Annotated in this window: 14 protein-coding genes; 10 read left to right on the top strand and 4 right to left on the bottom strand. The window is 66.2% G+C overall.

The window, feature by feature from the left end; genetic code table 11:
• Positions 1-146 precede the first annotated feature (146 nt).
• On the bottom strand, positions 147-2,900 hold the full coding sequence (gene polA / locus LXE91_RS29925; protein ID WP_039358095.1) for a DNA polymerase I: 2,754 nt from the start codon (positions 2,898-2,900) through the stop codon (positions 147-149).
• 1 nt (position 2,901) lies between these two features.
• On the opposite strand from polA, the gene LXE91_RS29920 reads away from it, so the two are divergent.
• Positions 2,902-3,660 (top strand): LOG family protein, encoded by a 759-nt coding sequence (locus LXE91_RS29920; protein WP_039358092.1) that lies wholly within the window; start codon positions 2,902-2,904, stop codon positions 3,658-3,660.
• 387 nt (positions 3,661-4,047) lie between these two features.
• Positions 4,048-4,344 (top strand): hypothetical protein, encoded by a 297-nt coding sequence (locus LXE91_RS29915; RefSeq protein ID WP_039358089.1) that lies wholly within the window; start codon positions 4,048-4,050, stop codon positions 4,342-4,344.
• A gap of 122 nt (positions 4,345-4,466) precedes the next feature.
• On the opposite strand, the gene LXE91_RS29910 is transcribed toward LXE91_RS29915, so the two are convergent.
• Positions 4,467-5,993 carry an AMP nucleosidase gene (locus LXE91_RS29910; RefSeq protein ID WP_039358351.1) on the bottom strand — a complete coding sequence of 509 codons (1,527 nt, stop codon included), beginning with the start codon at positions 5,991-5,993 and terminating at the stop codon, positions 4,467-4,469.
• A gap of 129 nt (positions 5,994-6,122) precedes the next feature.
• Between LXE91_RS29910 and LXE91_RS29905 the strand changes: the two genes are divergently transcribed.
• The 5 genes from LXE91_RS29905 (at position 6,123) to LXE91_RS29885 (ending at position 9,635) form a co-directional block, all read left to right on the top strand.
• Positions 6,123-6,518, top strand: coding sequence for a hypothetical protein (locus tag LXE91_RS29905; protein ID WP_039358086.1), 396 nt, complete (start codon positions 6,123-6,125; stop codon positions 6,516-6,518).
• 101 nt (positions 6,519-6,619) lie between these two features.
• Positions 6,620-7,618, top strand: a complete 999-nt coding sequence (locus LXE91_RS29900; protein WP_039358084.1) for a homoserine kinase — start codon at positions 6,620-6,622, stop codon at positions 7,616-7,618.
• Entirely contained in the window at positions 7,609-8,418 is an 810-nt protein-coding gene (locus tag LXE91_RS29895; RefSeq protein WP_039358082.1) for a BPSS1780 family membrane protein, read from the top strand. The genes LXE91_RS29900 and LXE91_RS29895 overlap by 10 nt, the downstream gene beginning before the upstream one ends.
• A gap of 188 nt (positions 8,419-8,606) precedes the next feature.
• On the top strand, positions 8,607-9,059 hold the full coding sequence (locus tag LXE91_RS29890; protein WP_039358079.1) for a MarR family winged helix-turn-helix transcriptional regulator: 453 nt from the start codon (positions 8,607-8,609) through the stop codon (positions 9,057-9,059).
• A 156-nt stretch (positions 9,060-9,215) separates the two neighbouring features.
• On the top strand, positions 9,216-9,635 hold the full coding sequence (locus tag LXE91_RS29885) for an organic hydroperoxide resistance protein (protein ID WP_039358076.1): 420 nt from the start codon (positions 9,216-9,218) through the stop codon (positions 9,633-9,635).
• Positions 9,636-9,748: 113 nt separating this feature from the next.
• Here the strand turns inward: LXE91_RS29885 and LXE91_RS29880 are convergent, their stop codons facing one another.
• Together LXE91_RS29880 and LXE91_RS29875 are read right to left on the bottom strand one after the other, a co-directional pair.
• The gene (locus LXE91_RS29880) at positions 9,749-9,925 is read right to left on the bottom strand and encodes a DUF3563 family protein (RefSeq protein WP_069251078.1); all 177 of its coding nucleotides are present in this window, start codon (positions 9,923-9,925) and stop codon (positions 9,749-9,751) included.
• 96 nt (positions 9,926-10,021) lie between these two features.
• Complete coding sequence (locus LXE91_RS29875; RefSeq protein WP_039358072.1) at positions 10,022-11,116, bottom strand: extracellular catalytic domain type 1 short-chain-length polyhydroxyalkanoate depolymerase; 1,095 nt, start codon at positions 11,114-11,116, stop codon at positions 10,022-10,024.
• A 248-nt stretch (positions 11,117-11,364) separates the two neighbouring features.
• On the opposite strand from LXE91_RS29875, the gene LXE91_RS29870 reads away from it, so the two are divergent.
• From LXE91_RS29870 to modB, 3 genes are all read left to right on the top strand, one after another.
• On the top strand, positions 11,365-12,063 hold the full coding sequence (locus tag LXE91_RS29870; protein ID WP_039358069.1) for a phosphatase PAP2 family protein: 699 nt from the start codon (positions 11,365-11,367) through the stop codon (positions 12,061-12,063).
• A gap of 137 nt (positions 12,064-12,200) precedes the next feature.
• On the top strand, positions 12,201-13,001 hold the full coding sequence (gene modA, locus LXE91_RS29865) for a molybdate ABC transporter substrate-binding protein (RefSeq protein ID WP_039358067.1): 801 nt from the start codon (positions 12,201-12,203) through the stop codon (positions 12,999-13,001).
• 10 nt (positions 13,002-13,011) lie between these two features.
• Positions 13,012-13,689, top strand: coding sequence for a molybdate ABC transporter permease subunit (gene modB, locus LXE91_RS29860; RefSeq protein ID WP_039358066.1), 678 nt, complete (start codon positions 13,012-13,014; stop codon positions 13,687-13,689).
• Positions 13,690-13,693 lie beyond the last annotated feature (4 nt).

Here is a 13,693-nt window from a genome sequence, read left to right as displayed (position 1 = left end):
CCAATCCCGGAACGCGGGGCGCGCTGCCCCCGTGTCAATGACATGCATTGTCCGGGAGCTTGCGCGTTGACCACAAGCAAACCATCTCGATATTCAGCATCCCTGCAACAATATGCCGCAGGAATCGGGGGCCGCGCAACGGTGCGTCAGTGTGCCTCTTCCCAGTTCGCGCCGGCACCCACTTCGGCCACCAGCGGCACCTTCAGCTTCGCTACGCCGCACATCATTTCCGGCAGTTTCTCGCGCACCAGCGACAGCTCGCCGTCGGGTACCTCGAGCACCAGTTCATCGTGCACCTGCATGATCATCCGCGACGCAAGCTTGTCGCGCGTGAGCCAGTCGTCCACCGCGATCATCGACAGCTTGATCAGGTCGGCCGCCGTGCCCTGCATCGGCGCATTGATTGCCGCGCGCTCCGCCGCCTGGCGGCGCGGGCCGTTGCCGCCATTGATCTCGGGCAGCCACAGCCGGCGGCCGAAAACGGTTTCGACGTAACCCTTCTCCTTCGCAACCGAGCGCGTGTCTTCCATGTACTGCGCGACACCCGGGTAGCGGGCGAAATAGCGGTCGATATAGAGCTTCGCCGCATCGCGCGTGATGCCGAGGTTCGACGCGAGCCCGAACGCGCTCATCCCGTAGATGAGCCCGAAGTTGATCACCTTCGCAATGCGGCGCTGATCGGAATTGACCTCCAGCGGCGTCACGCCGAACACCTCGGCGGCCGTCGCGCGGTGGATGTCCTCGCCCTGCGAGAACGCGCGCAGCAGCGACGCGTCGCCCGAGATGTGCGCCATGATCCGCAGTTCGATCTGCGAATAATCGGCCGACACGATCCGGTGTCCCGGCGACGCGATGAACGCCTCGCGGATCCGCCGCCCCTCGGCCGTGCGCACCGGAATGTTCTGAAGATTCGGATCGTTCGATGCCAGGCGGCCCGTGACCGCGACGGCCTGCGCGTAGTTCGTGTGCACGCGCCCCGTTGAAGGGTTCACCATGCGCGGCAGCTTGTCGGTATAGGTCGACTTCAGCTTCGACAGCCCGCGATGCTCGAGCAGCAGCTTCGGCAGCGGGTAGTCCTCTGCCAGCTTCTGCAGCACTTCTTCGTCGGTCGACGGCGCGCCGCTCGGCGTCTTTTTCACGACCGGCAACTGCAGCTTTTCGAAGAAGATCTGCCCGATCTGCTTCGGCGAGCCGAGATTGAATTCGCCGCCCGCCAGTTCGTATGCCTGCGCTTCGAGCTCGATCAGGCGCGTCGCGATTTCGGTGCTCTGCGCCTGCAGGCGCGCATCGTCGATCAGCACACCCGTGCGCTCCATCTTGCGCAGCACGAGCGATACGGGCATCTCGATCTCGCGGTACACGTACAAGAGGCCCGGCTCGCGCGCGACTTGCGGGTACAGCGCGTGATGCAGCTGCAGTGTGATGTCCGCATCTTCGGCCGCGTATTCGGCGGCCTGCGTGAGCGCGACTTCATCGAAGCCGATCTGCTTCGCGCCCTTGCCGGCCACGTCTTCATACTTGATCGTCTTGACACCGAGATGACGCAGCGCAAGGCTGTCCATGTCGTGCGTGCGGTGCGATTCGGCCACGTACGACTCGAGCAGCGTGTCGTGCTCGATGCCGTTCAACGCGATGTCGTAGTTCGCGAGCACCTGTGCATCGTACTTCAGGTGCTGGCCGACCTTCTTGCGATCGGCCGATTCGAGCCACGGCTTCAGGCGCGCGAGCACTTCGTCGAGCGGAAGCTGTTCGGGCATGTCGGGGCCGCGATGCGCAACCGGCAGATACGCCGCCTTGCCCGGCTCGACCGAGAACGACAGGCCGACGAGCCGTGCGAGCATCGGGTCGAGCGCGGTCGTCTCGGTGTCGAAAGCGGTGAGCTCGGCCGCGTCGATCTTCGCGAACCACGCGTCGAATTGCTCCCAGGTCTGGATCGTGTCGTATTCGCGCACGATGTCGGCCGCCACCACCGGCGCCGGCTCGCCTTCCGGTGCGTCGGCGCCGCCGCCTTCCGCCGGCGCGCTGTCGACTTCGCGCAGCCAGGTCTTGAAGCCGTAGCGCGCGAAGATGTCGCGCAGCAGGTCGCGCGCTTCGCCGTCGGTCTTCAACGACGCCTCGATCGACTCGAGATGCGGCGCGAGATCGCAGGCCGTGTCGACGGTCACGAGCTTGCGGCCGAGCGGCAGGAAATCGAGCGCGCGGCGCAGGTTGTCGCCGACCACGCCCTTGATGTCGCCCGCATGTTCGATCACGCCGTCGAGGCTGTCGTATTGCGCCAGCCATTTCACGGCCGTCTTCGGCCCGCACTTCTCGACGCCCGGCACGTTGTCGACGGTGTCGCCGATCAGTGCGAGGTAGTCGATGATGCGCTCCGGCGGCACGCCGAACTTCGCGATCACGCCATCGCGGTCGAGCGTCTCGTTGGTCATCGTGTTGACGAGCGTGACGTGGTCGGTGACGAGCTGCGCGAGATCCTTGTCGCCGGTCGACACGATCACGTTCATCCCGTGCCGCTCGGCTTCGCGCGCGAGCGTGCCGATCACGTCGTCGGCCTCGACGCCTTCGACCATCAGCAGCGGCCAGCCGAGCGCACGCACCGCGCCGTGGATCGGTTCGACCTGCAATGCAAGATCGGGCGGCATCGATGGACGGTTTGCCTTATAGTCGGCATAAAGGTCGTCGCGGAACGTCTTGCCCTTTGCATCGAACACGCAAGCGCTATACTCTGCACTGACTTCCTTGCGCATACGGCGCAGCATGTTGATGATTCCGTAGAGCGCTCCGGTCGGCTCCCCGCCAGGGCCACGCAAATCAGGCATCGCATGGTAAGCCCGATACAGATAGCTCGAACCGTCAACCAATAGCAGGGTCTTACCTTCCAGATTTCGTTCTTCAGGCATTATGAACAAGAGAAAAGTGATTCCGAGTCTGCGTTCGCTCGCAGATCAAGAACGCGCGACAGCCAAGAAGGCCCGCGCATCGTGGCAGATGTTCACGATTATGGCAGAGTTTATCGAGGCGACCGAGTACCTGTCGGAGATCCGCCCGGCTGTCAGCATCTACGGTTCTGCCCGCCTCAAACCCGATACGCCGCACTACAAGCTCGCCGCGCAGATCGCGCGCAAGCTGTCCGACGCCGGCTTCGCCGTGATCTCCGGCGGCGGCCCCGGCATCATGGAAGCGGCAAACAAGGGCGCACACGCCGGTAAAGCACCGTCGGTCGGCCTGAACATCGAGTTGCCGCACGAACAGGCCGGCAACCACTACCAGGACATCTCGCTGCGCTTCCGCCACTTCTTCACGCGCAAGGTCACGTTCGTGAAGAATTCGGATGCGGTGATCGTGATGCCGGGCGGCTTCGGCACGCTCGACGAACTGTCGGAAGTGCTCACGCTGATCCAGACGAAGAAGTCGCGCCTCGTGCCGATCATTCTCGTCGGCAGCGAGTTCTGGAAGGGGCTGCTTCAGTGGTTCCGCGACCAGCTGATCCCGATGGGCCTCATCAATCCGGAAGACATGGACCTGATGCAGGTGATCGACGATCCCGACCAGGTGCTCGACGCGGTGCTCGCGTTCTACGAGGACAGCGGCGAGGAAGAAGGCTCGGACGATGAAGGCCATCCGCCGCGCCCCGAAGAAGACCGGATGTTCTACCTGTAATCCATCCATGACGACCGCCGGCCCAACGGCCGGCGCGCCCCACCCGCGCGGCAGACGTGGCGATTCCGTCACCTGCCGCGCGTCAATTTGTAACGCGCCATTAATCGCGCTTCGCGGCCTCGCGCCACCGAATGTCAAATCCGCGCAGCCGGTGCCGTGCGGCACGCGCCATCATCCGTGCACGCAGGCCGCCATTGTCAAATGACGCGGCCCGACGCCCGCATCCGGGGCCTGCCGACCGCCAATTCTCCGTAACAACCCCGCCTCGCGTTTTCCGTCGCGCACTATCACACTGCATGTGTCGGTGCGGCGTTCCCCCGGTGGAACGGCCCCCCTCGCTTCCATCGCGTCGCGCCGGCCTTTTATAACGACACCACGGAAAAGAACATGCAACGCTCGCTGATCGCCCTTGCCTTCGCCGGCCTCGGCCTTTCACTGTCCGGCCTCGCCCACGCCGTCAACGTCGACGTCAACATCGGCACGCCCGCACCGGTCGTCGTCGCGCCTGCGCCCGTCGTGGTTGCTCCGGCGCCCGCGGTGATCGTTGGCTGGCATGGCGATCGTTACTACGACGGCCGCCGCTACTGGGAACGCCGGGAGTGGGAGGATCACGAGCGTCATCACGGTCACGACGATCGCGGCTATCACTGCCCGCCGGGGCATGCGAAGAAGGGTGAATGCTGAGCCGATGACCGCCGGGCCATTCGGCCCGGGCACTGAAGGACCGGCAAAAAACAAAAGGCCGCACGCGAACCAACATTCGCGTGCGGCCTTTGCCGTTGTGGGCGCGGGTGGTGCCGTCGAGGTTACTGGAACGCCACTTCCGCGAAGCTCCGCAGCTTCCGGCTATGCAGCTTGTCGAGCCCGTTCGTGCGCAGGATCTCCATCGCCCTCACGCCGATCTGCAAATGCTGGTCGACCTGCCCGCGATAGAACGTATCGGCCATGCCCGGCAATTTCAGCTCGCCGTGCAGCGGCTTGTCCGACACGCACAGCAGCGTGCCGTACGGCACGCGGAAACGGAAGCCGTTCGCGGCGATCGTCGCGCTTTCCATGTCGAGCGCGATCGCGCGGCTCTGCGACAGCCGCTGCACCGGCTCGCGGTGGTCGCGCAGCTCCCAGTTGCGGTTGTCGACGCTCGCGACCGTGCCCGTACGCATCACGCGCTTCAGCTCGACGCCATCAAGTTGCGTGACGTCGGCCACCCCGCGCTCGAGCGCGAGCTGCACTTCGGCCAGCGCCGGAATCGGCACCCACAGCGGCAGGTCGGCATCGAGCACGTGATCCTCGCGCACGTAACCGTGTGCGAGCACGTAGTCGCCGAGACGCTGCGTGTTGCGCAACCCCGCGCAGTGACCGAGCATCACCCACGCATGCGGACGCAGCACCGCGATGTGGTCGGTGATCGTCTTCGCATTCGACGGGCCGACGCCGATGTTGACCATCGTGATCCCGCTGCCGTCCGCGCGCTTCAGGTGATACGCGGGCATCTGCGGCAGGCGCGGCGGCGCGGCGCCCTCGACCGGCTCGCTGCCGAGGTTCGCGTTGTAGGTGACGACATCGCCCGGCTCGACGAACGAGCTGTACTGGCTCCGGTATGCACGCACCTCGGGATCGTCGCTCTCCGTCATCACCGTGCGGCCGAGCTTCACGAACTCGTCGATGTAGAACTGGTAGTTCGTGTAGAGCACGTAGTTCTGGAAATGCGTGGGCGACGTCGCCGTGTAGTGGCGCAGCCGGTGCAGCGAGAAGTCGACGCGCGCGGCCGTGAACAGCGCGAGCGGATGCGGCTCGCCCGGCGCCGGCTCGAACGTGCCGTTGACGATGCGGTCGTCGAGATACGACAGGTCGGGCGTGTCGAAGATGTCGCGCATCGCGAGCAGGCGGTCGCGATCGAGCTCGCCCTCGAGATGAATGCCTTCCGGAAACGCAAAATGGATCGGAATCGGCTGCGACGACACGCCGATCTCGATCTTCACATGGTGGTTCTTCGCCAGCAGGCGCAGTTGCTCGCGATAGTAGTTCGCAAAGAGATCGGGGCGCGTGACCGTCGTCTCGAATACGCCGGGGCCCGCGACGAAACCATACGAGCGGCGTGAATCGACATGCGTGTTGACGTCGGTGCGGATCCGTACGAACGGGTAGCACGCGCGCACGTGCTCGGTAATCGATTCGTGGCGGCGATAGCGGGCGAACGCATCGCGCAGGAAGCCCGTGTTCGTGTCGTAAATGGCGGACAGCCGCGCGACGGCGGCGATCGGATCGTCGAAAGCCTCGACTGACGGGCTCTCGGGCGACAGCACTCGGTGCCGGCGGCTCAAATCGTTCTTCATTTTCATCACCTCGTCTGATCCGACGACATTACCACGGAACCCGGTCGCCCTTATGGCTGCCCCTACGCACGCGAGGGCCGGATGGGGCGCAGTATTTGCTAAAATCGGTGGGTTCACTGGAGACTCATCATGAAGCCGCTCATTCTCGTCGCCGCTGCCGCCGCGTTTGCCGCCGCCAGCGTCGCTTACGCCGCCGGCGGCACGCCTGACGCCGACGCGCAGGCTCGGGCCGAGGCCAACGAGGCCGCCGGCCTGCCCGATCTCCGCAAGATCAACCGGCCGGGCGCCGAAGTCACGTCGAAAGTCGACTTCGCCGACATCCGCCGCACGCCGAGCTTCCACGAAAAGAGCAAGAACGGCACCGAAGTCACCGAGTACCGTGATCGCGGCAAACCGGTCGAGATCGACGTGAAGTCGAACTTCGGCACGCGCTACCAGATGAGCTCGACGCCCGACACGTCGCCGAAGCCGCACGACGCGGGCATCCCGATCACGCGCCTGCCGTCGCTGAACCTGCGCTACTGATTCCGTGGCGCGCGGCACCGAACGCCGCGCGCCGCCTCCCTTCACCCGATGTCGCGACGCACGCCGCCCGCGTGCCGACACCCTGACCTGACGCATCCCGCATGGCCGTTTTCACTGCTGTTTCCGACTCCGATCTCGCGCAATGGATGCGCCACTACGAACTGGGCGACGTGCTCGCGTTTCGCGGCATTCCGTCCGGTATCGAAAACAGCAATTTCTTCCTGACGACGACGCGCGGCGAGTACGTCCTCACGATCTTCGAAAAGCTCACGGCGCAGCAACTGCCGTTCTATCTCGACCTGATGCGCCATCTGGCCGGCCACGGCGTGCCGGTGCCGGATCCGATCCCGCGTGACGACGGCGCGCTGTTCGGCGAGCTGCACGGCAAGCCGGCCGCGATCGTCACGAAGCTCGACGGCTCGGCCGAACTGGCGCCGGGGGTCGAACACTGCATCGAGGTCGGCCAGATGCTCGCGCGCCTGCACCTCGCCGGTCGCGACTATCCGCGCAACCAGCCGAACCTGCGCAGCCTGCCGTGGTGGCAGGAGAACGTGCCGGCGATCGTGCCGTTCATCACGGACGAGCAGCGCGCGCTGCTGGAAGGCGAACTCGCGCACCAAGCCAGCTTCTTCGCATCGGACGACTACGCGGCGCTGCCGGCCGGGCCGTGCCATTGCGACCTGTTCCGCGACAACGTGCTGTTCGCGCACGCGGCGCCCGACACCGGCCACGACGTGCGGCTCGGCGGCTTCTTCGACTTCTATTTCGCGGGCTGCGACAAGTGGCTGTTCGACGTCGCGGTCACGGTCAACGACTGGTGCGTCGACCTCGCGACCGGCGTGCTCGACGTCGCGCGCGCCGACGCGCTGCTGCGCGCGTACCAGACCGTGCGGCCGTTCACGGCCGAGGAGCGCCGCCACTGGAGCGACATGCTGCGCGCGGGCGCGTACCGCTTCTGGGTGTCGCGCCTGTACGACTTCTACCTGCCGCGCGCGGCCGAGATGCTCAAGCCGCACGACCCCGGCCATTTCGAACGCATCCTGCGCGAGCGTATCGCGCATACGCCCGCGCTTCACGAGATCCACACCGCATGCAACTGATCGAAGTGCCCGCCAAAACGGGCTATGTCTGGTTCCGTCAAGGCGTCTGGCTGTTCCGCCGGAATCCGCTCGCGTTCATCACCCTGTTCTTCACGTACCTGCTGGCGATCACGCTGATATCGATGGTGCCCGTGATCGGCTCCGCGCTGCCGCTGGTATTCATTCCCGGCGTCGCGGTCGGCTTCATGGCCGCGTGCCGCGACACGGTGGCCGGCAAGCCCGTGATGCCGACGATCCTCGTCGACGGCTTCCGTTCGTACGGCACCGTCGCGACCCAGCGGCTGCTCGTGCTCGGCGTGATCTACGTCGCGTCGATGGTGATCGTGTTCGCCGCTTCGTCGTTCGTGGATGGCGGCGCGCTGTTTCACGTGATGATGGGCGCGGCGGACGAAGCCGGCACGACGCCGGAAGCGCTCGCCGCGCAAGGCACGCTCGGCGCGCTGTTCTTCGCGACGCTGCTCTACCTGCCGGTCGCGATGCTGTTCTGGTTCGCACCGGTGCTGGTCGCGTGGCATGACGTCCCGCCCGCCAAGGCGCTGTTCTTCAGCGTCGTCAGCTGCTGGCGCAATCGCGGCGCGTTCGTCGTGTATGGCGTGCTGTGGTTCGCCGTCGCGCTCGGCACGTCGCTCGCGCTGTCGCTGCTGCTGCAGGCGCTCGGCGCCGGCGCCTACGCGCTGACGATCATGATGCCGGTGACGATCATCATCGTCACGATGCTGTACTGCTCGTTCTACGCGACCTATCGCGGCTGTTTCGGCGTACAGGAACCCGGCGCGACGCCCCCCACGTCGGGCCGCTGAAGCCCCTCCGGCCGGCGCGCGTCGCCGGCCCGCCGCTCTCCGCACCGGGCCAAAACCCGGTGCACCCGCCCTTCCCCTTGCCTCCGTCGACCACGGCCCTTCGTCGGCCGCCCCTGTTCATCCCGATCTTTTGCGCGCAAAATGATTTGCGTACAAATTGTTCGCGCGTTCTCCGCGCCGCCCGAATCATGGACCGCCTGCCTCCGCTGCCCCAGACGCTCGACGAGCAACTCTGCTTCGCGCTCTACTCGACTTCGCACGCAATGACGAAGGCGTACAAGCCGCTGCTCGACAAGCTGTCGCTGACCTATCCCCAATATCTCGCGATGCTCGTGCTGTGGGAGCGCGACGACATCGCCGTGAAAGACATCGCCGCGCGGCTCGACCTCGACCCGGCCACGGTCACGCCCCTTTTGAAGCGGCTGGAGGCGCTCGGCTACGTCGAGCGCGTGCGCAGCGCAACCGACGAACGCATCGTGAACGTCCTTGTGACGCCGGAAGGCCGTGCACTGAAGGAGCGCGCGCGGTCAGTACCGGCCGATCTCTTTTGCGCGATGCAGCAATCCCCCGATTTCCTGGTCAGGCTGCGCGCCGATCTCCAGCAGTTGCGCGACGCCCTGTCGGCCGCGAACGAGCGCTGACAGGCGGGCCTCGATGAACCGGCCCGGCACTCCCGGGCCTTTTCTTCAAAAATTCATTTGCACACAAATGATTTGTGTTCTATTGTTTGTGGGTGGCCGGCGATACCCCGTTCGACCGGACCGCTTTTCCTCCCTTTTCCAGACAGGAGCTGCACGATGAACATTCTGTACAAGACCAGCGCCACGAGCACGGGTGGCCGCGACGGCCGCGCGGTATCCGCTGACAACAAGCTGGAAGTCAAGCTGGCCGCGCCGCGCGAACTCGGCGGCACGGGCGCGGAAGGCACGAATCCGGAGCAGCTGTTTGCCGCAGGTTACTCGGCCTGTTTCCTGAGCGCGATGAAATTCGTCGCCGGTCAGGACAAGAAGGCATTGCCGGCCGATACGCAGGTTACCGCTGAAGTGGGCATCGGCCCGAACGACGCAGGCGGCTTCGGGCTCGACATCGAACTGCGCGTGTCGCTGCCGGGGCTCGACAAGGCCGACGCTCAAGCGTTGGTCGAAAAGGCACACCACGTGTGCCCGTATTCGAACGCGACGCGTAACAACGTGCCGGTGCGCCTGACGGTCGTCTGACGCGACACAAGGCCTGGAATGCAAAAAGGGCGCGTGCGGCATGGTGCCGCACGCGCCCTTTTCTGCTGCGTGACTCGCCGGAGCGGCGGACCTGGCTGCCCGCCCTGCGCTTCTTAGCGCGAACCGAACGTGTACGGGCGGTTCATCGCCGCTTCGCGGTCGATCTTGCGCATGCGGAATTCGAGATCATAGATGTCGGTGGCTTCGGCCAGATACGCGTCGGCGCGCTCTTTCGAGGCCTTTTCAGCGTTCTTGGTCAGCATCAGGAAGAGGTGGCTCAGCAGGTACATGGTTGATCTCGCAATCCAAAGGTTCTTTGACTAGGGTTTTCCCGAATTATAGGGAAAACCCTAGTCTTTGGCCAGCGTCGATCAGACGGTGCGTCGTCAAGTCGCCACAGTGCGGCGCTGGGTTTCGAAAAAGGCCCAGATCATCGCGCTCGCATCGGGGCCGACCGCCGCGTGGAACGGCACGGCTTCGTCGCCGCCGGCCCATGCGTGGTCGAGCCCTTTCACATGGCAGAGCCGCACGACAGGCTCGCCGTCACGGCAGACGTCGGTGATCTGCGCGCCGGCGTCGCGCGTCTCCACTCGCTCGCCGCCGCGCAGCGCGCCGCGGCTATCGGCAAGCCCGTTCAGGCGCATGAACTGCACCGTCAGCTGGTCCGCATTCTTCGGCGCGACCACGTGGTCGCCGTCGCCCTGGACGACCAGCGCCGGCATGCCCGGATACGCGGCGGCATCGACCAGCGCATCGACCGCCGCCGCCGGGTTCTGGCGCACGCCGCGCCGCATCACGTCCATCGCGGTAATGCCCGAAGTCGCCTCCCCGAGCGCAGGGCCCGAATGCAGGGCCACCGCCGCGAAACGGTCCGGATGGTGCAGCGCAAGAAGCGACGCGAGACCCGCGCCGGCCGACAGCCCCGCGACATAGACACGCGACGCGTCGAAACCATGTTCATCGACGAGCGCGTCGACGAGCGACGCCACCGCGTTCGCCTCGCCGCGGCCTGCGCGGTCGGTGTCTTCATACCAGTGCCAGCAGCCGTGCGCGTGCGCGCGCAGCGACTGTTCCGGATACAGCACCGCGAAGCCGTGCTTGTCGGCCAGCAGGTTCATCCGCGTGCCCTGCACGAATTCATCGACGGACTGTTGGCAGCCGTGCAGCATCACCACGAGCGGCATCGCACCACGCCGGCGGCCGGGCGGCACGTAGAGGCCGTACGCGAGATTCTGGACGAGGCGCCCGAGCGCGGGGGCCATCGGATGTTCGCCGCGCGTCCACTCGCCGGCCGCCCATGCGGCCGCGCGCGGTCGCACGCGCGATTCGCGCGGCGGGGACAGATCGGATACGGCGGGAGAAGCCGCGGCCTCGAGTGCGTCACGTGTGATGCGCTGCGCATCGCGCGCCGCGCGCTTGGCGGCCGGAGACAGCATGCGTTTCATGCCGCCCAGCCACACCTTGGTCAGACTTTTGGTCATCGATCGGGCTCGCAGTCAGGAAAAATAAGGGCACCACAACGGATGCATCGTTCGTCTTTGTGCAATGCACCATAACATTGTTTATGGGATTTTTCCTGCGCGCGGATAGTTCCCGCCCGCGCAAAAAACGGGGCTCGTGCGCACGCGGCGCTATACTGGGGCTTCGCCGCTTGTATCCGTTGTAGTCGTTCTTCCCGGCTCGCGCGTTGATTTAAGCATCTTCCCCGCCTTCGTTCGTCCCCTTCCCGATGTTCGACCTGTCGTCTCACCTGTGGATCATGATCACCGCGTTCGGCGGCGCCGGCCTGACCTTGCCGCTCGCGATCACGATCGCCGTCTGGCTCACGCTCGGCTACTCGTGGCAACGCGCGGCGGCGTGGCTCGGCGTGCTCGCAGCCGCGATCGGCGTGGTCGCGCTCACGAAGATCGCGTTCCTCGGCTGGGGGATCGGCATCCGCAAGTGGGATTTCACGGGGTTCAGCGGCCATGCGATGCTGTCGACGTCGGTCTATCCGGTCGCGATTTTCCTGGCGCTGATCCGCACCCGCGCGCCAGTGCGACTCGCCGGCATCGCGCTCGGGCTCGCGGCCGGCGTCGCGGTCGGCGTGTCGCGCGTCGCACTCGACGCCCATTCGCCGTCCGAATCGATCACCGGCTGCATCGTCGGCGCGATCGCCGCGCTCGCGTTCATCGCCGGTTCGTGGCGCGCGGTGCCGCACCGCTGGTCGGTGCCCGCGGTCGTCGCAAGCCTCGCGCTCGTCACGGTGGCGCTGCACGGCATCACAGTGCCGTCGCACCGCTGGGTCACCAAGGTGGCGCTGCAACTGTCGGGCCACGAGCGCCCGTTCGTCCGTGCGCGCTGGAAGGCCAACCCGAACTACCGCCCCGCATCGCAGCCGTCGTCGCTGCAGCGCACCCGGTCGTCGCCGCAAACGCTCCGTACGTGACCGGCCGCCCGGCCGTTACGCCCGCCCCTTTTCAGGTCTGACCATTCCATGCGCGCGGCCGCATGAGCACTATGTCGAGCGTTATAACCCGCCCTATATTACGATTACGGTTTCCACCCGTTCGAAACGACTCCACCATGCGCTCAACCGTCCGTCCGCTTCGCCGCACCCTGCTTCGCCTGCTGCCGATCGCCACGCTTGCCGCTGCCGGCATCGCGTTCAGCGCGCCCGCTTCCGCAGCAGACGAACTGGTCGTGTCGGCCGCCGCCAGCCTGACGAACGCGTTCAAGGCCGTCGGCGATGCGTACGAGAAGCAGCATCCGGATACCAGGGTGCTGTTCAACTTCGGCGCGTCGGACGTGCTGATGCAGCAGATCGCCAAGGGCGCGCCGGCCGACGTGTTCGCGTCGGCCGACCAGAAGGCGATGGATCGCGCGGCCGACGAAAAGGTGATCGTGCCCGGCACGCGTCGCGATTTCGCGGCGAATTCGCTCGTGCTGATCGTGCCGGCGGACAGCAAGGCCACCGCACCGAAGTCGTTGAACGACCTGACCGCGCCCGGCGTGAAGCGCATCGCGTATGGCGACCCGGCATCGGTGCCGGTCGGTCGCTACACGGAAGGCGCGCTGCGCGCGGCCGGCCTGTGGGACGCCGTCAGCGCGAAGGGCGTGCTGGCCGCCAACGTGCGCCAGAGCCTCGACTATGTCGCGCGCGGCGAGGTCGATGCGGGCTTCGTGTTCGGTACCGACGCCGCGATCATGCCGGGCCGCGTGAAAGTCGCGCTGACCGTGCCGACGAAGACGGCCATCACCTATCCGATCGCCGTGGTCAAGGACAGCCGCCACGCCGCGCAGGCGCAGTCGTTCATCGACTTCGTCGCGTCGCCGCAGGGCCAGGCCGTGCTCTCGACGTTCGGCTTCAAGCCCGCGGGCAAGTGAGCGTAGCGCGATGCAAGACGCCTGGGTACCGCTGCTGCTGTCGTTGAAGGTTGCCGGCTGGGCAACCGCGCTCGACATCGTGCTCGGCGTCGCGGCCGCGTTCATGCTCGCGCGCTGGCGCTCGCCGCTGCGGGACGTCGTCGATTCCGTGCTGACGCTGCCGCTCGTGCTGCCGCCGACGGTACTCGGCTATTACCTGCTCGTGCTGCTCGGCCGGCGCGGCGTGTTCGGCGCATGGCTCGACAAGCTCGGGATCGAGCTCGTCTTCACGTGGCAAGGCGCGGTGATCGCATCGATGGTCGTCGCGTTTCCATTGATCCTGAAGTCGGCACGGGCGGCGTTCGAAGGCGTCGATCCGCACCTCGAACGCGCCGCGCGCACGCTCGGGCTCGGCGAAGTCGCGGTGTTTTTCCGCGTGACCCTGCCGCTCGCCACGCGCGGCATTCTCGCGGGCGCGCTGCTCGCGTTCGCACGCGCGCTCGGCGAGTTCGGCGCGACGCTGATGATCGCGGGCAACCTGCCCGGCCGCACGCAGACGCTGTCGGTCGCGATCTACGCGGCCGTGCAGGCCGGCGACGACAGCACCGCCAACTTCCTCGTGCTGGTGACGTCGATCACCTGCGTGCTCGTACTGCTCGCGACCGGCTGGCTCGTGCCGTCGCGCGCCCGGCGGAGCCAGCTGACATGAAGCG

The sequence above is a fragment of the Burkholderia contaminans genome, from assembly GCF_029633825.1.
GTDB lineage: Bacteria > Pseudomonadota > Gammaproteobacteria > Burkholderiales > Burkholderiaceae > Burkholderia > Burkholderia contaminans.
This window is presented reverse-complemented; position numbering and strand designations above follow the sequence as displayed.